At 69.9% G+C, this 23,708-nt stretch carries 20 protein-coding genes and 1 pseudogene; 11 read left to right on the top strand and 10 right to left on the bottom strand.

Features of this window, described 5'->3' with window-relative positions; all coding sequences use genetic code 11:
* Positions 1–56: 56 nt before the first annotated feature.
* From OX89_RS16170 to OX89_RS16155, 4 genes are all read right to left on the bottom strand, one after another.
* Positions 57–947 carry a putative selenate ABC transporter substrate-binding protein gene (locus OX89_RS16170; RefSeq protein ID WP_047351377.1) on the bottom strand — a complete coding sequence of 297 codons (891 nt, stop codon included), beginning with the start codon at positions 945–947 and terminating at the stop codon, positions 57–59.
* A 128-nt stretch (positions 948–1,075) separates the two neighbouring features.
* Positions 1,076–2,344: an MFS transporter gene (locus OX89_RS16165; protein ID WP_047351376.1), complete on the bottom strand. Its 1,269-nt coding sequence runs from the start codon at positions 2,342–2,344 to the stop codon at positions 1,076–1,078.
* 190 nt (positions 2,345–2,534) lie between these two features.
* A complete protein-coding gene (locus OX89_RS16160; RefSeq protein ID WP_047351375.1) occupies positions 2,535–3,668 on the bottom strand; it encodes an ABC transporter substrate-binding protein in 1,134 nt (377 codons plus the stop codon).
* A 559-nt stretch (positions 3,669–4,227) separates the two neighbouring features.
* Positions 4,228–4,695, bottom strand: a complete 468-nt coding sequence (locus tag OX89_RS16155; protein ID WP_015913504.1) for a nucleoside deaminase — start codon at positions 4,693–4,695, stop codon at positions 4,228–4,230.
* A 215-nt stretch (positions 4,696–4,910) separates the two neighbouring features.
* Here OX89_RS16155 and OX89_RS16150 point away from each other — a divergent pair, with 215 nt between their 5' ends.
* From OX89_RS16150 to OX89_RS16125, 6 genes and pseudogenes are all read left to right on the top strand, one after another.
* On the top strand, positions 4,911–5,702 hold the full coding sequence (locus OX89_RS16150; protein WP_011804965.1) for an SDR family oxidoreductase: 792 nt from the start codon (positions 4,911–4,913) through the stop codon (positions 5,700–5,702).
* 71 nt (positions 5,703–5,773) lie between these two features.
* Positions 5,774–6,181, top strand: coding sequence for a PaaI family thioesterase (locus OX89_RS16145; protein WP_047351444.1), 408 nt, complete (start codon positions 5,774–5,776; stop codon positions 6,179–6,181).
* An 87-nt stretch (positions 6,182–6,268) separates the two neighbouring features.
* Positions 6,269–7,286 (top strand): annotated as a pseudogene (locus OX89_RS16140) (NADP-dependent oxidoreductase).
* On the top strand, positions 7,283–7,747 hold the full coding sequence (locus OX89_RS16135; protein WP_015913501.1) for a GNAT family N-acetyltransferase: 465 nt from the start codon (positions 7,283–7,285) through the stop codon (positions 7,745–7,747). Before OX89_RS16140 ends, OX89_RS16135 begins: the two are co-directional and overlap by 4 nt.
* Positions 7,748–7,793: 46 nt before the next feature.
* Positions 7,794–8,720, top strand: coding sequence for a glutathione S-transferase family protein (locus OX89_RS16130; RefSeq protein WP_011804969.1), 927 nt, complete (start codon positions 7,794–7,796; stop codon positions 8,718–8,720).
* A 34-nt stretch (positions 8,721–8,754) separates the two neighbouring features.
* A complete protein-coding gene (locus OX89_RS16125) occupies positions 8,755–9,657 on the top strand; it encodes an SDR family oxidoreductase (RefSeq protein ID WP_047351374.1) in 903 nt (300 codons plus the stop codon).
* A 113-nt stretch (positions 9,658–9,770) separates the two neighbouring features.
* On the opposite strand, the gene OX89_RS16120 is transcribed toward OX89_RS16125, so the two are convergent.
* Positions 9,771–10,409, bottom strand: a complete 639-nt coding sequence (locus OX89_RS16120; protein WP_047351373.1) for a DUF1566 domain-containing protein — start codon at positions 10,407–10,409, stop codon at positions 9,771–9,773.
* 231 nt (positions 10,410–10,640) lie between these two features.
* On the opposite strand from OX89_RS16120, the gene OX89_RS16115 reads away from it, so the two are divergent.
* The gene (locus OX89_RS16115; RefSeq protein WP_047351372.1) at positions 10,641–11,879 is read left to right on the top strand and encodes a multidrug effflux MFS transporter; all 1,239 of its coding nucleotides are present in this window, start codon (positions 10,641–10,643) and stop codon (positions 11,877–11,879) included.
* The gene (locus OX89_RS16110; protein WP_047351371.1) at positions 11,876–13,282 is read left to right on the top strand and encodes an MFS transporter; all 1,407 of its coding nucleotides are present in this window, start codon (positions 11,876–11,878) and stop codon (positions 13,280–13,282) included. The genes OX89_RS16115 and OX89_RS16110 overlap by 4 nt, the downstream gene beginning before the upstream one ends.
* A gap of 146 nt (positions 13,283–13,428) precedes the next feature.
* On the opposite strand, the gene OX89_RS16105 is transcribed toward OX89_RS16110, so the two are convergent.
* Genes OX89_RS16105 through OX89_RS16095 form a run of 3 tightly spaced genes read right to left on the bottom strand, consistent with a single transcriptional unit; the run spans position 13,429 to position 16,418 of the window.
* Positions 13,429–14,526 carry a DUF72 domain-containing protein gene (locus tag OX89_RS16105; RefSeq protein ID WP_047351370.1) on the bottom strand — a complete coding sequence of 366 codons (1,098 nt, stop codon included), beginning with the start codon at positions 14,524–14,526 and terminating at the stop codon, positions 13,429–13,431.
* Between the two features lie 3 nt (positions 14,527–14,529).
* Complete coding sequence (locus tag OX89_RS16100) at positions 14,530–14,937, bottom strand: hypothetical protein (protein WP_047351369.1); 408 nt, start codon at positions 14,935–14,937, stop codon at positions 14,530–14,532.
* Entirely contained in the window at positions 14,934–16,418 is a 1,485-nt protein-coding gene (locus tag OX89_RS16095) for an NYN domain-containing protein (protein WP_047351368.1), read from the bottom strand. The genes OX89_RS16100 and OX89_RS16095 overlap by 4 nt, the downstream gene beginning before the upstream one ends.
* A 90-nt stretch (positions 16,419–16,508) precedes the next feature.
* Between OX89_RS16095 and OX89_RS16090 the strand changes: the two genes are divergently transcribed.
* The 3 genes from OX89_RS16090 (at position 16,509) to OX89_RS16080 (ending at position 20,976) form a co-directional block, all read left to right on the top strand.
* Positions 16,509–18,905 (top strand): Tex family protein, encoded by a 2,397-nt coding sequence (locus OX89_RS16090; RefSeq protein WP_047351367.1) that lies wholly within the window; start codon positions 16,509–16,511, stop codon positions 18,903–18,905.
* Positions 18,906–18,977: 72 nt separating this feature from the next.
* Positions 18,978–19,802, top strand: a complete 825-nt coding sequence (locus tag OX89_RS16085; RefSeq protein WP_047351366.1) for an HDOD domain-containing protein — start codon at positions 18,978–18,980, stop codon at positions 19,800–19,802.
* A 28-nt stretch (positions 19,803–19,830) separates the two neighbouring features.
* Positions 19,831–20,976 carry a phospholipase gene (locus OX89_RS16080; RefSeq protein ID WP_047351365.1) on the top strand — a complete coding sequence of 382 codons (1,146 nt, stop codon included), beginning with the start codon at positions 19,831–19,833 and terminating at the stop codon, positions 20,974–20,976.
* 30 nt (positions 20,977–21,006) lie between these two features.
* On the opposite strand, the gene OX89_RS16075 is transcribed toward OX89_RS16080, so the two are convergent.
* Complete coding sequence (locus OX89_RS16075) at positions 21,007–22,458, bottom strand: PAS domain-containing protein (RefSeq protein ID WP_047351364.1); 1,452 nt, start codon at positions 22,456–22,458, stop codon at positions 21,007–21,009.
* A 104-nt stretch (positions 22,459–22,562) separates the two neighbouring features.
* Positions 22,563–23,699, bottom strand: coding sequence for an iron-containing alcohol dehydrogenase (locus tag OX89_RS16070; protein ID WP_047351363.1), 1,137 nt, complete (start codon positions 23,697–23,699; stop codon positions 22,563–22,565).
* Positions 23,700–23,708: the final 9 nt, after the last annotated feature.

Raw genomic sequence — 23,708 nt, 5'->3', positions numbered from 1 at the left:
AACGCCAATGGTGCACGCGCGGGCTACCTGGGCCAGGCCCGCGCGCGCCGGCGCGCTTACTTCAGCAGGCCGGCCGTCTTGGCGGCGTCTTCGATGCCGTCGTAGTTGCGCGGCTCGGTGGCGATGAAGCGCGAGGCGCGCTGCAGTTCCAGGATGGCCTTGTGCTCGGGCTTGGCCGGGTCGAGCGCCAGGAAGGCGGCCTTGATCTTCTGCACCACGGCGGGATCGAGATCGCCGCGCACGGTCCAGTTGTAGTCGAAGTAGGGTGGGGTGGTGGCGAACACCCGTACCTTGGACGGGTCCACCTTCTTGGTCTCGACCAGCTTGTCCCAGACGGAGGCGTTGAGCACGCCGGCCTGTGCCTTGCCGGCGGCTACGAAGGCGACGGTGGCGTCATGGGCACCGGAATAGGCCACGGTCTTGAAATCCCGCTCGGGCTGGACGCCGGCTTGCTGCAGGAAGTAGCGCGGCATCAGGCTGCCCGAGGTGGACGAGGGAGCGCCAAAGGCAAAGGTCTTGCCCTTGAGGTCGGCCAGGCCCTGGATGGTGGGGTCGGCGGTGATGAAGCGCGAGGTAAAGCGTGCGTCCTCCTCCCGCTGCACCAGCGGAATGGCCGTACCACCCGTGCGGATGCGCGCCTGCACGTAGGTGAAGCCGCCCAGCCAGGCCAGTTCCAGCTTGCGCGTGGCCAGGGATTCGACCACGGCGGCGTAGTCGGTTACCGGGGTGAACACCACCTTCATGCCGGTGGCCTGCGACAGGTACTCGCCCAGCGGCTTGAACTTGCGTTGCAGTTCGGTAGGCGCTTCGTCGGGGATGGCGGATACGCGCAGCACCTGCGGCTCGGCGGCCTGGGTGGACAGGAGGGGAGAGAAGCTGGCGACAGCGGCGGCGGCTGCGGCAAAGCGGCGCAGCGCCGCACGGCGTGCGGTCGTTGAAGAGGTCATGGCGGTGCGGGAAAGTTGAATCGAGCGCGCTGCAAGCCGAGGGCCTGCGGGGGGTGTGCGCGAGGGCCGCCATTGTCGCCCAAGGTGGCTCCGGCTGCCCGGGGGGGCGCGCGGCCGGCGGTGAACGCTCAGCCCGCCGCCTGGGGCGTGGGCAGCGCCGGGGGGCGCCGCCCCGGCAGCAGCAGCGCCACCCCCGCGGCCACCATCAGCAGTGCGCCCGACAGGCCGAAGGCGATCCAGTGCGTGCCGAAATGCTCATAGCCCCAGCCGCCCAGCCAGGCGCTGATCATCGCCCCCACCTGATGCCCCAGGTAGGCCCAGCCGTAGAGCACGCCCACCAGCCGCACGCCGAACATGTCGGCCAGGATGGCGGACGACAGCGCGATGCTGCCCGCCCAGGCAATGCCGCCGATCACCGAGGTGCCGTACAGCTCCAGGGTATTGCCCGCCAGCAGCAGCGCGAAGAACCCCACGCCACGCACGCAATAGATGGCGGCCAGCAGCTTGCGCCGCGGCAGCCGGTCGGCCAGGCGCCCCAGCACCATGGTGCTGGGAATGGCCACCAGCCCGATCAGGCCGATGCCGAACGCGCTGGTGGTGGCGTCAAAGCCATGGTCCATCAGCATGGGCATGCCGTGCGTGCCCAGCAGGTTCATGCTGAAGCCGCAGGCGAACAGGCCCAGCGTGATCTTGAGGAAGGTGCCGGTGCGCATGGCCTGCAGCACCGTGTAGTGCTGCCCTGCGGGAGCCACCGGGTTCGCCGCACGAATGGGGCTGCCGGGCGGCGGGGCATCGCCATCGGCAGGCGCCTCGTCGCGGATCACCCACAACGCCGTGGGCACGGTGACGGCGGTGAACAGCGCGGCAAAGCCCAGCAGCGTGGCCTGCCAACTCAGATGCTGCAGCGCCATGCCCAGTGCGGGCGTCATGATGGCGATGCCGGCCATGGACCCCGTGGACAAGAAGAACAGCGCCATGCCCCGGCGGCGGTTGAACCAGCGGCTGATGACCGGCGTGAGCGCCACCGGGCTGGTGAATCCCGCGCCCACGGACATGAGGATGCCGAAGCTCAGCAGCAGCCCCAGCGGCGTGCGCGTGTTCACTGCCCAGAGTGTCGACGCCACCAGCAGGACCGTGCCCGCCAACAGCACGAAGCGTGTGCCCCGGCGCGCCACCAGCCAGCCCGCCAGCGGCATGGCCGCGCCGTAGCACAGCATGCCCACGGCGACGATGGACGACAGCAGGCTGCGCGAAAAGCCCAGGTCCTCGGCCATGGGCAGGAACAGCGGGCCCAGCCCCAGGCGCAGGCCCACGGTGAGGGCGGTGAGCACGGTGGCCGCGGCCACGATGTTCCAGCCGAAGTACCAGCGGGCCGGTGAGGAATCTTGAGAGGACATGGGGGCGACGGGCGTGGGGCCGGGTGAATGCGACCCTTGGTTGTAACGGCTGCCGTGGGCCGTGTGCGCCGGCTGCGGCCGGCGGCGCATCGCGATTGGCGATGGGGGCTGCCGCGGCGCGCGAGGGGCGGTGACCCGGTAGCCCGGTGGCCCGGTGGCCCGGTGGCCCCGCGGCGCGGCAGCGATGGCGTCAGCGGCGGAACAGCCCGTCCGCGTCGATGATGGACAGCTCCACGTAGCTCAGGCCCGTGCGGTCGCCGGGGCCGTAGCCCAGCTCCAGCCCGCCCAGGTCGTAGTGGCTCATGCTGCCCAGCGCGGTGACGATCTTCTCGCGCGTGGGCTTGGGGCCGGCGCGGCGCAGGCCTTCCACCAGCACCTTGGCGGAGGTGAAGCCTTCCATCACCGAGGGCGACAGCGTCAGGTTGCCCTTGGCCTTGGCCAGAGCGGCGGCCTCGCGGTTGATGGCGTAGCCCATGGAGCGCACGTTGGGGAACACCTGCGTGACGATCACGCCGCGCACCGAGTCGCCCAGCTGGGCGACGAAGCCGCGGGATGCGTTGTTCGACACCGTGACCACCTGCATGGACGAGCCGGCCTTGCGCAGCGCTTTCACGCCGTCGCTCACCGCCACGCTGGAGCCGATCCAGATGACCGCCTGGGCCTGCGCCTGGATGAGCTGCGGCACGATGGTGGCGTAGTCCGGCTTGGCGCGGTCGGCCTTGATCACGGCCACGGGCTTGCTGCCCACGTTGGCAAAGCCCTTCTGGGCACCGGCCAGGCAGTCCTCGCCAAAGCTATCGTCCACGTGCACCACGGCGATGCGCTGGACCATGATGGTGTGCAGGTGCTCCACGGCCTTCTCGGTCTCGGCCTGGTAGCTGGAGCGCACGTTGAACACCAGCGGGTTGGCGGGCTTGTGGAAGGTCATCGCACCCGTGGAGGGCGCCACCAGCGCCACGCCGTGCTTGGCCAGGTGCGGCAGGATGGCTTCGGTGTGCGGCGTGGCGCGGCTCATGAACAGCGCGGCCACGTTGTCGTCTTCGATCAGGCGGCGCGCGTTCTCGCCGGCGAGCTTGGGCTCGAACTTGTCGTCCAGCGTGATCAGCTTGATGCGCTCGCCATGCACGCCACCCTTGGCATTGACGTGGTCCAGATACAGGTGCACGCCCGCGAGGGTCTCGCCCACGCTGGCCGCCACTGGGCCGCTGACGGCCGTGGTCTGCCCGATCGGGATGTCGGCCGAGGCGGCGCCGCCGCTCAGGGCGCCCGCCAGCAGGCAGGCGGCTTGCCAGGCGCGCAGGCGCCCATGGGGTTTCTGGTTCATGGTTCCTCCCTGTGCCCGCGTTGCACCAAGTGGGTGCATGGGCTGTGGTTTCGCACTGGCAGCGGGTGGCTGCAGTCCCTCAAAAGGTGCATATTGTGACCGCGATGTGGCACGGCCGGCGTACGTGGTGCGCGTGCCGCGCCAGAAAGGTCATATACCGGAACGCACATTCCCGCATCACGCACCTACCGTTGTCGAGCCAGCCCGGCCGCCGATGCTGCCAGCCGCACGGCGCGATAAACCGCGTGGCCAGGTGCAATGGGCGCGCCTGCACGGCGCCGCGCGCAGCCCGGCGACGCATGCCGGCGCGCCGGTGGCCGTGGCCGTGGCGCGCGCGCCCAGGCGCCGTAGCGCTGCGGGGGCCACAACCATGCCCCGCGCCCATCAGCGCCATGGGCCGCAGGGTGGGGCATGCAGGCGCCGAGAACCCCCATGCCGGCCCGGCGATCCCATGGCCGTGAGGAAGTGCCCCCGGTTCAGCGTGGCCAGCGCCACCGTCGCCAGGCATTCCAATACGCAGGGGCCGGCACCGGCTTCAGCGGCGCTGTGGTCGGGGGTGTCAGGGGCCGTCCGTGGGCCAGGGCGCGTCGCCGTAGAGCTGCTCCACGCCGATGCCCGTGGCCAGGCGTTGCAGCGGCAGGGGCGGCGGGTCCAGCGGCAGCCGCAGGCGCTGGTAGGCGCCTTCGCTGGACAGGCCGTAGGGCGCGGCGTCGCGGTTGTCGAAGGCGTAGAACACCCTGTCCGCGCCGGCCATGACCAGCGCCGCCAGGCACATGGGGCAGGGGTGGCCGCTGGCGTAGACCGTGCAGCCCGCCAGGCTGGGGTTCGCCCGCTGGCGTGTTGCGGCGCGCAGGGCCTGCATCTCGGCGTGGGTACTGGGGTCGTGGCTGTGCACGATGTCGTTCACGCCGGTGGCGATCACCTCGCCGCCGCGCGCGATCACCGCGCCGAAGGGCCGGCCCCCGCGGGCCCGGTTGTCATGGGCCAGGTGCACGGCCCGGCGCAGCAGGGCGGTATCGGTGGACATGGGAACTCCTGAAAAATGAGCGGCCCCCGCTTTCCCCGCGGGCGCCGCGGCCGGATTGTCCTTTGGACACAAAAACCCTGCCGATGAATCACGCATGTGACATGTGCGGCGCGGGCCGCTCGCCACAATAGCCGCTCAAAATCCTGCCGCCGCGCCTGCGTTGCCCACTGTGGGCGATGGCACGGCGTACCACAGACTCTTGGGGAGACACCTTCATGGCCCGTACCGCGCAACAACTCTTCGACCTCTCGGGCAAGACCGCCCTCGTCACCGGCGGCTCGCGCGGCCTGGGGCTGCAGATGGCGCACGCGCTGGGCGAGGCGGGCGCGCGCATCATGCTCAGCTCGCGCAAGGCCGAAGACCTGGAGCAGGCCGCCGCCGAGTTGCAGGCCGCCGGCATCGACGCGCGCTGGGTCGCCGCCGACTGCGCGCGCGAGGAAGACATCCACCGCCTGGCCAGCGAGACGCTGCAGCGCATGGGCGACGTGGACATCCTGATCAACAACGCCGGCGCGAGCTGGGGCGCGCCGGCCGAGGACCACCCCGTGGCCGCATGGGACAAGGTCATGAACCTGAACGTGCGCGGCTACTTCCTGCTGTCGCAGGCGATCGGCAAACACAGCATGATCCCGCGCAAGAGCGGCCGCATCATCAACGTGGCATCCATCGCAGGGCTGGCGGGCAACCCGATCGAGATGAAGACCATTGCCTACAACACCTCCAAGGGTGCGGTGATCAACTTCACGCGCGCGCTGGCCTGCGAGTGGGGCGTGCACGGCATCGGCGTGAACGCGATCTGCCCGGGTTTCTTCAAGACCAAGATGGCCACCGTGCTCATCGAGACGCTGGGCGAGGAAAAGATGGCCGCGCACGCGCCGCTGCGCCGCCTGGGCGACGACGAAGACCTCAAGGGCATCACGCTGCTGTACGCCAGCGAGGCGGGCAAGCACATCACCGGCCAGTGGCTGGCCGTGGACGGGGGCGTGAGCGCGGTCATCGGCGGCTGACGGCAAGGGCGAACCACCGCGCCAGGGGCACTATCCTTGCGGTCTTTTTTACCTTGAGCAAGGAGCTTCCCGTGCTGGATTTTGGTGCCGACATTCCCTTCGTCAAAGAGCTGGGCTTCACCCTGCATCACATGCAGGGCGGAACGTCCGAACTGCACTTTGAGGCGCGGCCCGAGCACATGAATTCCTACGCCGTCACCCATGGCGGCGCCACCATGACGCTGCTGGACGTGACCCTGGCCACGGCCGCGCGCAGCGATACGCCGAACATGGGCGTGGTCACCATCGAGATGAAGACCAGCTTCATGCACCCGGCGCGCGGCCCGCTGGTGGCCAAGGGGCGGCTGCTGCACCGCACGCGCTCGCTGGCCTTCGTCGAAGGGGCGGTGTACGACGCCGAAGGGCGCGTTTGCAGCCATGCCACGGGCACTTTCAAATACGTGCCCAAGGCCGTGCCCGGCGGCGTGTCCACCGACTGAGTTTTAAATGAAAAGTGGCTCTAGCGCTTATGTATAAAGCGCCAGAAGCTATTGAAACAATAGCAAAATTTAACCTGGAGATTTCGCATGCCACGCAACCAACAGATCCTCCTCGACAACCGCCCCCCAGGGTGAAGCCACGGTGGACAACTTCCGCCTGGTCACCACCGATACGCCTGCACTGCAGGACGGCCAGGTGCTGGTGCGCCACCATTACCTGAGCCTGGACCCCTACATGCGCGGGCGCATGAACGACAGCAAGAGCTACGCCGCCAGCCAGCCGCTGGGCGAGGTGATGATCGGCGGGACGGTGGGCGAGGTCGTCGAGAGCCGCCACCCGGCCTATGCCGTGGGCGACAAGGTGGTCGGCATGGGCGGCTGGCAGGAGTACAGCGTGGCCGACGGCAACGCGCCCGGCATGCTGCGCAAGGTGGATACCACCCACGTGCCGCTGTCGGCCTACCTGGGGGCCGTGGGCATGCCCGGCGTGACCGCCTGGTACGGCCTGGTGAAGATCATCGCCCCGAAGGCGGGCGAGACCGTGGTCGTGAGCGCCGCCAGCGGCGCCGTGGGCAGTGCCTTCGGCGCGCTGGCCAAGGCGCGCGGCTGCCGCGTGGTGGGCATTGCCGGCGGCCCGGACAAATGCCGCTACGTGACTGAAGAGCTGGGCTTTGACGCCTGCATCGACCACCGTGCGAACGGCGATTTGAAGAGCATGGCCCGCGCGCTCAAGGAAGCCTGCCCGGACGGCATCGACGGCTACTTCGAGAACGTGGGCGGCTACATCCTGGACGCCGTTCTGCTGCGCGCCAACGCGTTCGCCCGCGTGGCCATGTGCGGCATGATCGCCGGCTACGACGGCCAGCCTCTGCCGCTGCAGAACCCGGCGCTCATTCTCATCAACCGCATGAGGGTCGAGGGCTTCATCGTCAGCGAGCACATGGAGGTCTGGCCCGAGGCGCTCAAGGAGCTGGGCGGCCTGGTGGCCAGCGGCAAGCTGCGCCCGCGCGAGACCATCGCCCAGGGCCTGGCCGCGGCGCCCGAGGCGTTCCTGGGGCTGCTCAAGGGCAAGAACTTCGGCAAGCAACTGGTGAAGCTGGTTTGACGGTGCAGTGGAGCTGGGCGCGCTTTGATGACCTGGGCGTGCACGCGCTGCACGATGCGCTGGCCCTGCGCTGCCGGGTGTTCATCCTGGAGCAGGGCCCCTACCAGGACCCGGACGGTGCGGACAAGCACGCCTGGCACCTGCTGGGCCGCGCGCAGCCGCAGGGGCCGCTGCTGGCCACGCTGCGCGTGGTGGACCCCGGCGTGAACTACGCCGAGCCCTCGATCGGCCGCGTGGTCTGCGCGCCCGAGGCGCGCGGAAGCGGCCTGGGCCGCGCGCTGGTGGCTGAAGGGCTGGCGCAGTGCCAGCGGGTATGGCCGGGGCGCCCGGTGCGCATCAGCGCGCAGGCGCACCTGCAGCGCTTGTATGGCAGCCTGGGCTTTGCTACGGTGTCCGATCCCTATCTGGAAGACGACATCCCGCATGTCGAGATGCTGTGGAGCCCGCCGCCACAGGCCTGAAAGGGCGCAAGGCAGGGGCCGTCTTTCGCACCGCACCGGAGAGCGCATGACCGAACTCATCCTGCACCACTATCCCGCCTCGCCGTTCGCACACAAGGTGCGCTGCGTGCTCGGCTTCAAGCAACTGGCGTGGAAGTCGGTGATCGTGCCCAGCGTCATGCCCAAACCCGACGTGGTGGCACTCACCGGCGGCTACCGGCGCACGCCCTTCCTGCAGATCGGGGCTGACATCTATTGCGACACGGCGCTGATCTGCGATGTGCTGGAGCATCTGCAGCCCGAGCCCGTGCTGTACCCGCCGCACCTCAAAGGCGTCTCGCGCGTGTTCGCCCAGTGGGCGGACATGGTGCTGTTCGGGGCTGCCATGGCCTACTGCCTGCAGCCGCGCGGGGCACAGGCGCTGTTCGCCGGCCTGCCCGATGGTGCGGCCGAGGCTTTTCGCAACGACCGCCGCGCCATGGGCACGGCCCGCACCCACCCGGCGGACGCCACGGCGGCCTACCGCTCGTACCTGCGGCGCATCGCCAACATGGTGGAAGAGCACGACTTTCTCTTCGGCGCCGAGCCCTGCGTGGCCGACTTTGCCGCGTACCACCCGCTGTGGTTCACGCGCGAATGCGTGCCGGTGATGGCCGACATTCTCTCGGCCACGCCGGCGGTGCTGGAGTGGATGGATCGCATGGCCGCGCAGGGCCAGGGCCGCGCGGAGAAGTTCAGCGCCCAGGACGCCGTCACCGTTGCCGCAGGCGCGCTACCCCAGCCGCTGCCCGCCGAGGCCTTCCAGGACGAGCATGGCATCCCCCTGGGCAGCCGCGTGACGATCACCGCCGAGAGCTTTGGGCCCGAGCCCACCGAAGGCACGCTGATCGCTGCCACGCGCACGCGCTACACGCTGGCGCGCACCGATCCGCGCGCGGGCGACGTGCATGTGCACTTCCCACGCGTGGGCTATGTGCTGCGCCGCGCCGCATGAGATTTCCATTCATAGACCGCAGGAGACACACAGCATGATCGACAACTTCGCCGGCAAGACCGCCGTGCTCACGGGGGCGGGCTCGGGCTTTGGCCTGGAGTGCGCCCGCATCGGCGCGCGCCTGGGCATGAACCTGGTCCTGGTGGACGTGCAGCAGGACGCGCTGGAGCGCGCCGCCGTGGAGCTGGCCGCCGCTGGCGCCCCCGTGCTGGCGCGCCGGGTGGACGTGTCCAGCGCCGCGCAGATGGAGCAGCTGGCACAGGACGTGGTGCAGCACTTCGGCGCGCCGCACCTGGTGTTCAACAACGCGGGCGTGGGATCGGGCGGGCTGGTGTGGGAGAACTCGGCCCGCGACTGGGAATGGGTGCTGGGCGTGAACCTCATGGGCGTGGTGCACGGCGTGCGCCTGTTCACCCCGCTGATGCTGCAGGCCGCCAAGGACGACCCTGCCTGGCGCGGGCACATCGTCAACACCGCCAGCATGGCCGGCCTGCTGGCCCCGCCCAACATGGGCATCTACAACGTCAGCAAGCACGCCGTGGTGGCACTGAGCGAGACGCTGTACCAGGACCTGGCGCTGGTCACCGACCAGGTGGGCGCCAGCGTGCTGTGTCCGTATTTCGTGCCCACGGGCATCAGCCAGAGCGAGCGCAACCGCCCGCAGGTGCTGGCGGACGAGCGGCCCACCAAGAGCCAGCTCATCGGCCAGGCCATGATCGGCAAGGCCGTCACCAGCGGCAAGGTGACGGCCGCCGAGGTGGCGCAGAAGGTCTTCGACGCCGTGGCGGCGGAGCAGTTCTACATCTACAGCCACCCGCAGGCGCTGGGGGCCGTGCGCACGCGCATGGAGGACGTGGTGCAGGCACGCAACCCCACCGACCCGTTCGCGGACAAACCCGAGCTGGGGGCGCAACTGCGGGCGGCGTTGCGCGAGTAGTGACTGGCTTTTGAATTGAAATGGCCTCTGGCGCTTGCTGGATAGGCGCTAGAAGCTATTAAAAATGTAGCGTTTGCGCGTCCGCCCAGGTGCAGGGTGCGCAGAGCATCCGCTCAGGGCGCCGGGCGCACCAGCCGTATGGGCAGGCGCGTGCTGCGGCCCACGTCGCCGCGGGCCTCGCCGCTGGTCATGTCCACGGCCCAGCCCTGCTGCACCGACAGGCTGCTCTCGCCCGCGCCGCCGCGCGCCACATTGCCGTAGGCGTAGGGGTTCACGCTGAGGGTGTTGACGCTGGCGGTGCCGGTCCAGTGCCATTCCAGCGGCGCATTGGGAAAGAGTTGGGGGTCGACCGAGGGCGGCTGCGCGTTGCGGTTGACCAGGCGGCGCAGCTCGGGCACGCGCGGCAGGCGCCAGCGCACGCCCTCGTCCTTCCAGCGCTGGCGCACCAGCGCCTGGGCCTCGCCGTAGGTGTAGCGCAGGGCCACGCCGGTGCAGGTGGCGCCTGTCCATTGCATGCCCTGCGCGCAGCGCGGCCAGGCCAGCCGCGCCTGCGTGTCGATCACCAGCGCGCCGTCGGGCGACGGCACCAGCACCGGCTGGGCGGGCGCGACCGGAACGGGCGGGGCGTCGTCGGCCTCGTCCTCACGGTCCGTGGCGGCGAGGGCGGGCGCGGCCAGGAGCAGGGCGCCAGCGCACAGGGCCAGGGTGGCGGCCCAGCCGCGCAGGGCGGGGGCGATTGGGGGCAGGGGCATGCGGTGTCTCCGGGCGAGGCAGTACAGGACGGCAGGAACAGTGCGGCCGAACCGCGCACGCGATTGTCGGGCGGCGGCAAGGCCAGGCAACCCGTGAACAGCGGGCAGGAAGGGCGGCTTTTGCGGCCATCGAACGCACGCGGGTGCCGGCCGCGGCGCTGCATGGGAGGCGATGTGGGCCTTCGCGCAGCGCGTCAGCACGATCCGGCCAGTGTGGCGACAATCGCCCGAATGCCCTTTTCCCCGTTCTTCCGCATGGCCCTGATCCTGGGCCTGCTCTCCGCCATCGGCCCATTTGCCATCGACATGTACCTGCCGGCGCTGCCGGCCATCGGCGCGGCGCTGCGGGCCGACGTGGGGGCGGTGCAGTGGAGCCTGACGGCCTTCTTCCTCGCACTGGGCGTGGGCCAGTTGGTCTACGGCCCGGTGTCCGACATGGTCGGGCGCAGGCCGCCGCTGTTCTTCGGGCTGGGCCTGTTCACGCTGGCCAGCGTGGGCTGCGCGCTGGCGACCGACGTGCACACGCTCGTGCTGCTGCGCTTTGTGCAGGGGCTGGGCGCGGCGGCGGGCATGGTGATTCCGCGCGCGGTGGTGCGCGACCTGCACACGGGCACCGAGGCGGCCCGGCTCATGTCGCTGCTGATGCTGGTGTTCAGCGTGTCGCCCTTGTTGGCGCCATTGGTGGGCAGCGGCGTGATCGCGCTGGCCGGCTGGCGCGGCGTGTTCTGGGTGGTCGCGGTGGCGGCGCTGGCCGGGCTGGTGTTGGTCCAGCGGGCGCTGCACGAGACACGGCCCGCCGGCCAGCGGGTGCGCAGCTCCGTGGGCAGCGCGGCCGCGGCCTACACGACGCTGCTGCGCGACTGGCACTACCTGGGGCTGGTGGGCATCGGCGGCTGCTCCATGGCGGGTTTCTTCGTTTACCTGGCGGGCTCGCCTTTCGTGCTGATCAACCACTACGGGTTGTCGCCCGTGCAGTACAGCGTGGCGTTTTCGGTCAACGCGGCGGCCTTCTTCGCCAGCGCGCAGCTCACGGCGCGGCTGGGGCGGCGCTACGGCATGGCGCCGGTGGTGAAGGCGGCCGCCAGCGGCGCGGGCGCGGTCATGCTGGCCCTGCTGGCGCATTACCTGCTGGGCGGCGACCGGCTGGCCGTGCTGCTGGTGCTGTACTTCGTCGCCAGTGCGCTGATGGGGCTGGTGATCCCCACCACCTCCGTGCTGGCGCTGGAGGAGCACGGCACCATTGCGGGGACGGCGTCCGCCCTCATGGGCACGCTGCAGATGCTGATCGGCACCCTCGCCATGGCGGCGGTGGGCCTGTTTGCCAGCGACGCGCCCCTGCCCATGGTGGTGGGCATGGCCACGGGGGCGCTGACGGGGGTGGCGCTGACCTGGATCACGCTGGGGCCGGCGGGCGCGCAGCGCATCGCGCACGGCGCCGCGAAAGACATCGCCCCGGAGCGCCGGCCATGAGCGGCTTACCCGTGGGTGCGCCGCCCCTGGCCGACGGCCTGCCGCAGCCCGCACGCCGCCAGGCGATGCTGGTCATCGTTCTCGGGCTCACGCTGGCGGTGCTCGACAGCAGCATCGTCAACCTGGCGCTGCCCGACATCGCACGCCAGTTGCAGTCGGGCGCGGCGCAGAGCGTGTGGGTGGTCAACGCCTACCAGCTCGCCACGCTGGTCGTGCTGCTGCCGCTGGCCGCGCTGGGCGAGCGCGTGGGCTATCGGCGCGTGTACTTGGTGGGCATGGCGCTGTTCGCGCTGGCGTCGGTGGGCGCCATGCTGGCGGCCAGCATGCCCGCCTTGATTGCCGCGCGGGCGTTGCAGGGCCTGGGCGCCGCGGGCGTGATGGCCGTGAACGCGGCGCTGGTGCGCCTGATCTACCCGCGCGCGCAGCTGGGCCACGGCATGGCCATCAATTCGCTGGTGGTGGCCACCGCGTCCATGGCGGGGCCGTCGGTGGCGGCGGCCATCCTGTCGGTGGCGTCGTGGCCCTGGCTGTTTGCCATGAACCTGCCCTTGGGCGTCGGAGTCTGGTGGCTGGGGCGGCGCGCGCTGCCGGCCAATCCTCCATCCGCCAACCATGCGCCGCGCTTTTCCGCCATCGACGTGCTACTCAACGGCGCCATGTTCACGCTGCTGTTTCTGGGCGGGGAGCAACTGGGCGTGCGCAGCGCGGCGCAGGGCGGCAGCGCGGCCACGGGTGCGATCCTGCTGGCCGCGGGCGTGGCCGTGGGGGCGGTGTTCCTGTGGCGCCAGCGCGGCCTGGCGGCGCCGCTGTTTCCGGTGGACCTGCTGCGCATTCCGGTGTTCGCCCTGTCGATGGGCTCGTCCGTGGGGGCGTTCTGCGCGCAGATGCTGGGCTTTCTGTCGCTGCCCTTCCTGCTGTTGGAGGCGCAGGGCCGCACCCACCTGGAGGCCGGGCTGCTCATCACGGCCTGGCCCCTGGCCACCGCCGTGGTGGCGCCGCTGGCGGGCCGGTTGATTGGCCGCTACCCGGACGGCCTGCTCGGCGGCATTGGCATGGCGGTGTTTGCTGCCGGCCTGGTCTCGCTGGGCCTGATGCCCGCGCAGCCCGCGGACTGGAACGTGGCCTGGCGCATGGCGCTGTGCGGTGCCGGCTTTGCGCTGTTCCAGTCGCCCAACAACCACACCATCGTCACCTCGGCCCCGCTGCACCGCAGCGGCGCGGCCAGCGGCATGCTGGGCACCGCGCGCCTGACGGGCCAGACACTGGGCGCCGTGTCGCTCGCGGCCATCTTCGCCCTGCGGCCGGGGCACGATGGAAGCGCGGAGTCGCTGGCACTGCTGGTGGCGGGGGCGTGCGCGGTGGTTGCGGGGGTGTGCAGCTCGCTGCGGGTGAGGCAGCGGTAAGAGGGCCTGAGCCGTGGCGCTTGTGCGCCCCATGTGGGCGGTGTTCTTGGCCTCCTTTTGGCACAAGAAGAACGTCGTGCGGGCGCGGCAGTCCGTGATCGTCAGATCGTCAAAAAAGATAGCTGCCAGCGCTTGCCAGTCAAGCGCTAGAGCTGTTTTTGATCATAAAGAACCACCGGTTCCGCCAGCCGCTGCACTGTCAGCGGCGCACAGCCTTCCGCGTGGTTGCTGATGGTCACGAAGGCGTTTTGGCCCCGTCCGCAGATGCCCGCCACCGTGCGCGCCAGCAGCGCCAGGTTGTCGGGATCGGGGTCGTGAATGCGGTCGTAGGGCGCGTAGCCCTTTTCAGCGGCTTCATACCCCTGCGGGCCGTGCACGGGGTTCAGGTTCCACCGGCAGACCAGTGGGCCGGGCCAGAGCAGGCGCAGCAGCGGTAGTTGCTCGGCCAGGGGTGGCAGGCGCGCGTGCAGGCCCAGGCAGTAGGTGGCACCGCTGCTGCGCAGTACGTCGGCGAAGTGGGGCAGGTGCGCGGGCGCCAGCCATTCGGGGTCGCGCACCTCGACGGCCAGCACGGCGTCGGGCGCCGCGGGGCATAGCGCCGGTTGGGCCTGCAAGAGCGTGCGCAGTCGCTCCAACACCTCGGGCAGGCGGTCCAGCAGGTTCCAGGGCAGCGGGCTTAGCTGGAACACCAGCGCGCCGGTGCGCTGGCCCAGCCCCTCCAGTGCGGGCGCCACGAACTCCTGGGCGGCCAACTGCGCGTCCAGGAAGGCCGGGTTGGGCTCGCGTCCACGGCCGTCCTCACTGCGCACCAGCGCGTCGGTGACCAGGCTGGGCGCCTTGACCACAAAGCGGAAGTCCGCCGGCACCTGGGCCGCGTAGCGCGCATAGTCGCTGGCCGTGAGCGGGCGGTAGAAGCTCCGGTCGATGCTCACGGTGCGCATCAGCGGATGCTGGGCCAGCACGGGCAGGCCTTTGCGGGCCAGCAGCTGTTCGGAATGCACCCCCTCCCACACCAGGCCCTGCCAGCCAGGGTAGCTCCAGGAGGAGGTGCCCAGCCGCAGCGTGGACGGCAGCCGGTTGGCGAGTGCGTGCAGGTCATCGTCCCAGGCTGCGGGATGCACGCCGGTGCGGCGGGTGGGCGCCTTTTCCCGTGGGCGGGCGGGGGTGTCTTCCGGTGGTCGTGGCGGTGCTGAGGGCGATGCTGAGGGCGATGGCGGCGCACCGCCAAACAGATCGTCCTGCATGGATCACAGGCCCTCGAACAGGCCGCCCGCGTTGAGCAGGGCGTAGACGATCTCGGGGTGCCGCTCCATGCTTTTCTTGATGGCCGCGGGGATGGCCTGGCGCGTCTTGCGGCACAGGCCCGGCTGGTCCTGGACCAGCACGGTGATGCCACGCAGGCTGCGCACCTCGTTGGGGCTGGTGCCGATGGTCAGGCGCACGCCGAGCTGCTCGAACAGGCGCTGCTCCATGTGGCGCAGGTCGGCCAGGCTGGTGAGGCTCTCCAGGCGCTGCACGAGGCGCTTTTCCTCCTCGCGCGTGAGGCGCAGGATGCGCACATCACCGCCGGGCGTGCGCATCAGCGTGTCGCGCTCGCACACGCAGGCGCCGGGCGGGCATTCGGTGCGGAGGGGGAAGGGCGGGGCGGGAGTCACTGCGGTGATGCGCCACGCGTGGCCCAGTCACGCAATTGCTCTTTCTGTGCGTCGTCCAGGGTCAGCTGCTCGGTCTGGCACAGATCGAGAATGCTGTTCACGAACCGTGTGCCCAGCGCATGCGCATCATTAGTGTGTTCTCCGAACATGTGGCCTCCGAGCAAGATGCCCTTGAGCACGAAGCTCACTGTGCTGCGGTTGATGGGCAGTCCAGCATCTCGGCAGCGGTCGCGCACACGCTTGCCGGTTTCGGTGAGGGAAAAGGGGTGGTGGGTGGCGTCGGCGGCAATCTGGGCCAGCAGGGCCTGGAAGGCGGGCGGTGGCAGAAGCGGCATGCCGGTGGCGGCGTTGACCTGCCTCAGCAGTGGCAATAGATCGCCATCGCGGCCCCACTCCACCAGCCCATTGTTCTGTTGTTGCGGGTGCAGAACGTGGCCGCCGCCATTGGTCCAGTCGACACGCAATGGTGCCAGCGAGAGCGCCTCCAGCAGCTTGCGAAACGATCCCTTGCCGCACCAGTCGGATGCAGCCACTCCATACTGGTCGATGATCGCCTGGGCCAGCCGCCCGCAGGGCACGGGCGCCTTCGCCTTGACCACTTCGGCGCGCACCAGTTGGGCGATGGCGGCCAGGGTGTTTTGGTCCGGGACGGGTAGGGCGCCCGTGGGTACAGAAGGGGTGTGGCGTGCGGGGTCGAGTACCACGCCTGATTCCCAGTCCACAACGAGTGGGGCCAGGCGCAGTGAATCCACCAGCTTACGAAAACTGCCCAGCCCAGCCCAGGTGACAGCATCCAGCCCGACCACTTGGATTGGCGCCTTGCTGGCCAGCCATGGCAGGGCGACAGGCCTGTCCGAATGGGCCACGGACTGGCTGATGAAACGGGCCGCAGCCTGGATGAGGCTGGCCTGCGATGGAGCGGGTGACATGGGTGGCGCTGATACGGCGGCGGGTGTTTCGGTCTCCTCGCGGCGCAGCGCTTCGCGCAAAAAGGCATCTTGATCGATCAGCAGGTCAGCACTGGCCTGGTATGCCGCCGAGGGAAATCCGATTGCCAGCACAGTCGTGCGCCTGTCCCAGCGGCGCAGCTTGCGCAGCACGGGCGTGAAGTCGGCGTCCGCTGACAGCACGATGAACTCGTCGTAGTGCACCTGGTGCTGCAGCAGATCCACGATATCCAGCACCATGTGGATGTCGGTGCTGGTCTTGCCGCCGCTGGTCATTGCGGGGCAGTCGATGATCTCAAAGCCGGCGCGGTTGAACGCGGGGCGAAAACGTTGGTACACCTGCGGGTTCAAGTAGCAGCGGCGCACCAGCAGGCGCCGCGCGCCTGCTGGTGCGTGTGGTGGAGGCTCTAGCGATTGGGCAATCCAGTGCATCCATGACTGTGGTTGGGAGGCGAAATGGTCGGCTGCTATGGGATCCAGCCGGCGCAGGCCGGAGAAAACATTGTCGAAATCGACGAACAGGGCGCTTTTCATGCGGGGGCAACGAGTTGGACGCGGCCATTTTGGCCCATGGCCCTGTGGCAAACTCGCGCGCTTCGTGTTTTGACCCGTCTCAGAAGGCACATGCAGCAGATCGTTCGGCAGTTGGCCGCAGAAATCAAAGTCACCGAATCCCAGGTCCGCGCAGCGGTGGAGCTGCTCGATGGCGGGGCCACCGTGCCCTTCATCGCACGCTACCGCAAGGAGGTGACCGGCGGCCTGGACGATGTGCAACTGCGCGAGCTCGAAGCGCGCCTGGCCTACCTGCGCGAACTGGAAGACCGCCGCGTGGCCGTGCTGAAAAGCATCGACGAGCAGGGCAAGCTGACCGACGCATTGCGCGCTGCCATTGCTGCTGCTCCAACGAAGCAGGAGTTGGAAGACATCTACCTGCCCTTCAAGCAAAAGCGCCGCACCAAGGGCCAGATTGCCAAGGAGTTCGGCATCGAGCCGCTGGCCGACAAGCTGCTGGCCGACCCCACGCTGGACCCGCACGCCGAGGCCCAGGCCTTCTGCCAGCCCGCCACCACGCTCGATGACGGCAAGCCGGGGCCCGACTTCTCGACCACCTTCGCCGTGCTCGACGGCGTGCGCGACATCCTGTCCGAGCGCTGGGCCGAGGACGCCGTGCTGGTGCAGTCGCTGCGCGAATGGCTGTGGGCCGAGGGGCTCTTGCGCAGCAAGAAGGTGGAGGGCAAGAACGAGAACGACCCCGAGGTCGCCAAGTTCCGCGACTACTTCGACTACGAGGAGCCCATTGGCCGCGTGCCCTCGCACCGCGCGCTGGCGGTGTTCCGCGGCCGCGCGCTGGAGATTCTGGAGGCCAAGCTGGTGCTGCCTGAGCCGCAGGCGAATTCCACGTTCAAGCCCGAGCCGGGCCAGCCCAGCATTGCCGAGGGCAAGATCGCCCTGCACCTGGGCTGGAGCCACCAGGGCCGCAAGAGCGACGACCTGCTGCGCAAGTGCGTGGCCTGGACCTGGCGCGTGAAGCTCAGCCTCTCCACCGAGCGCGACCTGTTCTCGCGCCTGCGCGAGGAGGCCGAGAAGGTGGCCATCAAGGTGTTTGCCGACAACCTGCGCGACCTGCTGCTGGCCGCGCCCGCCGGCCCGCGCGCCGTGATGGGGCTGGACCCCGGCATCCGCACTGGCGTGAAGGTGGCCGTGGTGGACCGCACCGGCAAGCTGGTGGAGACCGCCACCGTCTACCCGCACGAGCCGCGCCGCGACTGGGACGGCAGCCTGGCCACGCTGGGCCGCCTGTGCATGAAGCACGGCGTGCAGCTCATCGCCATTGGCAACGGCACCGCCAGCCGCGAAACCGATAAGCTGGCGGCCGAGTTGATTAAATTAATGCAAAAACAGGCGGTAGACCAGGCGGGGCAAGCGCTGCCAGCTATTGAAAAGATAGTGGTGAGCGAGGCCGGCGCCTCGGTGTATTCCGCCAGCGAGTACGCCAGCCAGGAAATGCCCGACGTGGACGTGAGCCTGCGCGGCGCCGCCAGCATTGCGCGCCGCCTGCAGGACCCGCTGGCCGAGCTGGTGAAGATCGAGCCCAAGAGCATCGGCGTGGGCCAGTACCAGCACGACGTGAACCAGAGCGAGCTGGCGCGCACGCTGGACGCCGTGGTCGAGGACTGCGTGAACTCCGTGGGCGTCGACCTGAACACCGCCAGCGCGCCGCTGCTGGCGCGCGTGTCGGGCCTGTCGGGCAGCGTGGCCAAGGCCGTGGTGCGCTGGCGCGAGCAGCACGGCGCCTTCAGGAACCGCAAGCAGCTCATGGAAGTCAGCGGCCTGGGCGCCAAGACCTTTGAGCAGGCGGCGGGCTTCTTGCGCATCCGCGATGGCGACAACCCGCTGGACATGACCGGCGTGCACCCCGAGACCTACCCCGTGGTCGAGCAGATCATGGAAAAGACCGGCAAGCCGGTGGCCGAGCTCATGGGCCGCGCCGAGATGCTCAAGACGCTCAAGCCCGAGCTGTTCGCCAACGAGAAGTTCGGCGTGATCACCGTGCGCGACATCCTGGGCGAGCTGGAAAAGCCCGGCCGCGACCCGCGCCCCGACTTCAAGGTGGCGCGCTTCAACGAGGGCGTGGAAGACATTGCCGACCTGCGCGAGGGCATGGTGCTGGAGGGCACGGTGAGCAACGTGGCCCAGTTCGGCGCCTTCGTGGACCTGGGCGTGCACCAGGACGGGCTGGTGCACGTGAGCCAGCTCAGCCACAAGTTCGTTCAGGATGCGCGCGAGGTGGTCAAGACCGGCGACATCGTCAAAGTGAAGGTGCTGGAGGTGGATGCGGCGCGCAAGCGCATCAGCCTGAGCATGAAGCTGGACGCCGCACCCGCGCGCCGCGACGGCCCGCGCGACAACCGCTTCGAAGGCGCGGGCCGTGGCTACGCCCCGCCGCGCCGCGCGGCCGAGCCGGCACAGCCCTCGGCCATGGCCTCGGCCTTCGCCAAGCTGCAGCAGGGCAAGCGCTGAAGCGCTGCCCGTAAACAACCGTAAGAGTTGCATGGATAATGGCCCGACTTTCCTGTCTGGGCGATCCGATCCATGGAGTTGAACGCACTGCTGGAGCAGCCCATCACGCTGCCCAGCCTGCCACGCGCGGTGGCGCTGCTGATGAACGAGCTGAGCGCGGTCGAGCCCAACCTGCGGCGCCTGAACCAGCTCTTCGGCACCGACCCTGCACTGGCCGCACGCCTGCTGGAAGAGGCGAACACGCCTCCATTCGCCGCGCAGCGCCAGATCGGCGGTATTCCGGAGGCGCTGGCGCTTCTGGGGGTGTCCCAACTGCGCGCGCTGGTGGCGTCCGCGCCGCTGGGGACCACGTCGCGCTCGGTGCCGGGGATGAACCTGCAGCACTTCTGGCGCTACAGCCTGCACACGGCCAAAGTGGCACGCGCGCTCGCCGGGCTGGTGCACCACAACCAGATCGCTGCCTACACGGCCGGCCTGCTGCACGGGGTGGGCGAGCTGGCCATGCACCTGGCCGACGCGGGCCGCATGCAGACCCTCAACAGCCTGGTGGGCCCGCTGGACCTGCGCCGCGCCCGGCTCGAGCAGCACCTGTGCGGCTACTGCTACGCCCATGTGAGCGCGGGGCTGGCCTGGCGCTGGCAGTTGCCCGAGACCGTGGTGGACGCGCTGCGCCACCACCATGCGCCGTTCGACAACGATGTGTACGAGCCGCTGGCGGGCGTGCTGCACCTGGCCGCGTGGCGCGCCCGCGCGCGCGAGGCGGGGCTGGATGCGCGCGAGCTGGCGGGGTCTTTCCCCGGCGAAGTCGGCATCGCGCTGGGGTTGGACATCGACATGGTGCTGCAGCAGGACCCGATTGACTGGAAGGTCCGCCCCGACGCGGGCGATTACGTGTGAGCCGGCGCATGCGTGGGGCGGGGGCGTGATGAAGGCGCTGTGCATCCATGCCGGTCCGCAGGCGCTGCAGCACATCGGGCGCCATGGCCTGGCGCCGAGCGACGTGGCCGTGATTCCCGCGGCCGCGGGCGGCCCGAAGGGACTCATCCTCGGCCCGCTGGACCGGTTTGTTTTTGGTGAATGGCTGCCGCAGTCGGCGCAGCCGGTGGACCTGATAGGTGCGTCGATCGGCGCGTGGCGCATGGCCACGGCTTGCCTGGACCACAGCCTGGCCGCCTTCGTGCGCCTGGAGCACGACTACATCCACCAGGAGTACGAGCTGCCCCCCGGCGCGCGCCGCCCGACGGCGGACGCGGTGAGCGCGCAGTTCGGGCAGAACCTGCAGGCCTTTTTTGGCGGCCGTGTGGACACGGTGCTGGGCCATGCGCGCTACCGGTTGCACATCGTCGCCGCGCGCGGGCGCCACCTGCTGGCGCGCGAGCACCGCTGGGGCACGCCGCTGGGCTACCTGGGCGCTTTCGCCAGCAATGCGCTGCACCGCCGCGCGCTGGCGCTGTGGCTGGACCGCGTGGTGTTCTCCACCGCTGCGCCGGGCGCACTGCCGTTTGACGTGCGCGACTTCCGCACCCACCAGGTGGCCTTGACCGCGCAGAACTTCATGCCCGCGCTGCAGGCCAGTTGCTCCATTCCCTTCGTGCTGCGCGCCGTGCACGACATCGCCGGCGCACCGCGCGGCGCCTACTGGGATGGGGGCATCACCGACTACCACCTGCACCTGCGTTATCAGGCGCCAATCGCTATTAAAAATATAGCTGATACCGCTTTACCCGCGGGTGTTGCAGGCCAAAACGGCTTAGAAAGTGCACCGGGGATCGTGCTCTACCCGCACTTCCAGCACCGCGTGGTACCCGGCTGGATGGACAAGGGGTTGCCCTGGCGCCACCGCGCCACGCCGGCGCTGGACCGCATGGTGCTGCTGTCGCCCCATCCCGACTGGGTGCGCAGCCTGCCCGGCGGCAAGCTGCCGGACCGCACCGATTTCACCCGCTACGGCACCGATACGGCCGCGCGCGCCCGTGCCTGGAGCACCGCGGCGGCGGCGGCGCAGCAGCTGGCGGACGAGTGGGCGCAGTGGCTGCGGCGGCCCGATCCCGCCCGCGTCCAGCCGCTGTGAGCGTGTCCGCCGCGGCGTGCCGCGGCAACGTCACCGGGGGCGAAAGACCAGTACGTGGCCCGCGGCGGTGCCGTCGGGCGCGTGCACGGCCGCCACGGAGTAGTCCACCGTGCGCGGCGCACCCGAATGGCAGGCGAGGATCGCGGTGGCCGCGGCGCCCGCGCCGTGCGCAGCATGCCCCTGCGTTCCCGAGGCGGCGAGCACGGAGTGCGGTGGCTCCAGGAGAAAGACCTCATCAACGTGGCGGCCGACCGTCTGCCCCTGCGCGAGCCCGATGACCCGCTGGGCCGCGCCGTTGATCGTGCGCACGAGGCCCTGCGCGTCCATGGTGATGACGCCATCGGCCACGGCGTCCAGCGCGGCCTCCGCACACGCGCTGCCGGCGCGCTCTGCCTGCAGTGCCTGGGTGTGCTCCGTCATGTCCACCAGCACGCCGATGGTGCCGGCGGGTACGCCGTCGGGCGCGGTGAAGGTGGCGTGGTAGCAGGCCATCTCGTGCGGCACGCCCTGCAAGGGGCGTGCGGTGGTCTGCCATCCCGAGGGCCGGTCGGACAGCCGCTGGGCCAGGACGATGGAGGAGTCCACGCCATCGGCCCAGAGCTGGTCCAGCGTGCCCGCGACGGTGGAAGGGCGGGAGGCATTGAGCAGTTCGCGCCAGGCCTTGTTGGTCTCCAGGTGCGCGCCATCCGCGCCCAGCACGAACAAAGGCAGAGGCAGGGCGTTCACCAGCTGGCGGCGAAAGTGCAGCTGCTCGTTCTGCTGCCGCTGGGTTTCCTGCAGGGACAGCACCAAGGACTGGACCTTGCCCGCCATGTCGTTGAAGGTGTCGGCGATTTCGCGCGCCTCCAGCGTGCCCGTGCGGCGTATGCGCGCGTCCAGGTGGCCTTGCTTGAAGCGCTCCGCCGCGTGCCGCATGCGGTCCAGCATGCGGTCGTTCGCGCGCAGGATCAGGGTCAGCAGGAGCAGGATGGTGAAGATGTTCAGCGCCGTGATGCGCAGCTGCGTGGCCATGGCGCTCCAGGCGCGGTCCACGTAGTGCTGGGGCCACAGCGCCAGCGCCAGCTGCCCCGTGCGGCCGTCCGCCAGCCGGTGCGCCACCGTGTGGCGCGGCGTGGGCAGGTCCAGCAGCTGCACGAACCACGGCGGCGCCTTGGTGGGCGGCATGGCGTTGCGCAGGTCGACGGCCGGGCGGGAGGGCAGTTCCCAGCGGATGGACTGGATCGGTGCGTCCGCGACCTGCGCGGCCTGGCGCAGGCGCTCCTGCGCTGCGGCATTGCCGGCAGGCTCGTCCAGCGCCTGCAGCACGGCGTACGCGGCTGCCTGCAGCTCTGCGCGCATGCGCAGCTGCGCCTGCTCACGCTCGGCGCCCACCAGCGCGTGGTAGCGCACCAGCGTGACCGCCACCATGATCAGCACAATGGGAACGTACAGGCGCGGGTAGGTGCCTTGCGTCAGCCATTTGGAAAGCGGGTGTGTGCGCATGCGGTACGCGGCCCCGCCGAACCGGCGGAATGCGTGTTAATAAATGTTAAGCGCACCAGTGTAGCGAGGCCGCCGGGCGCCTGCTCGGCGAACGCTGCCGCGGGTCAGAGCGACTGGACCAGCATCTCCCGGTAGTCGTCCGGCGTGGCCAGGCGGGGATTGGTCTTGTGGCAGTGGTCGGCCAGGGCGCCCTTGATCACGTCGTCGAACACGGCGTCGGTCACGCCCATGGCGGCCAGCCCCGTGGGCAGGCCCAGGCGTGCGCTCATGTCGCGGATGGCATCGGGGATGTCGCTGGCGGAGGCCAGGCCCATGGCATGGGCCATGCGCTCCAGGCGGCGCTCCTTGCGCACCGATTCGGCTTGCGCGTTGAAACGCACCACGGCGGGCAGGAACACGGCGTTCAGCGTGCCGTGGTGCAGGCGCGGGTTCAGCCCGCCCAGGCTGTGGCTCAGGGAATGCACGCAGCCCAGGCCCTTCTGGAAGGCCATGGCGCCCTGCATGCTGGCGCTCATCATGGCCAGGCGCGCGTCGCGGTCCTGGCCGTCGCGCGTGGCGGCCTCGATATGGTGCCAGCCGCGCTCCAGGCCATCGAGCGCAATACCGTCCGCCGGCGGGTTGAACGCGGCGGACATGAAGGTTTCCATGCAGTGCGCGACGGCGTCCATGCCCGTCGCGGCCGTCAGCAGGGGCGGCAGGCCCAGCGTGAGGCCGGGGTCGCAGATGGCGGCCTTGGGCACCAGGTGCCAGGAGTGAAAGCCCAGCTTGCGGTGGTCATCCACGATGATGATGGCGCCGCGCGCCACCTCGCTGCCGGTGCCGCTGGTGGTGGGCACGGCGATCAGCGGCGCGGCGCGCTCGGTGATGCGCGGCGAACCCCCCTCGATGGTGGCGTAGTGCGTGAGCGGGCCGTCGTGCGTGGCGGCGATGGCGATGCCCTTGGCGCAGTCGATGGCGCTGCCACCGCCCACGGCGATCAGGCCGTCGCAGCCCTGGGCCTTGTAGAGTTCCACGGCCGCGCGCACGGCCGCTTCGGTGGGGTTGGAGGGCGTCTGGTCGAACACGGCGACGTTCAGGCCGGGCAGGGCGTCCAGCGCCTGCTGCAGCACGCCGGCGGCCTTCACGCCGGGGTCGGTGACCACCAGGGGGCGGGTGATGCCGATGCGCTCGCATTCTGCTGCGAGCAGGCGCACGGCGCCGAATTCGAACTGGATCTGGGTGACGTAGTAGATGAAAGCCATGGTGTGCGA

This window comes from Diaphorobacter sp. J5-51, assembly GCF_001023515.1.
GTDB classification, from domain to species: domain Bacteria; phylum Pseudomonadota; class Gammaproteobacteria; order Burkholderiales; family Burkholderiaceae_C; genus Diaphorobacter; species Diaphorobacter nitroreducens.
This window is presented reverse-complemented; position numbering and strand designations above follow the sequence as displayed.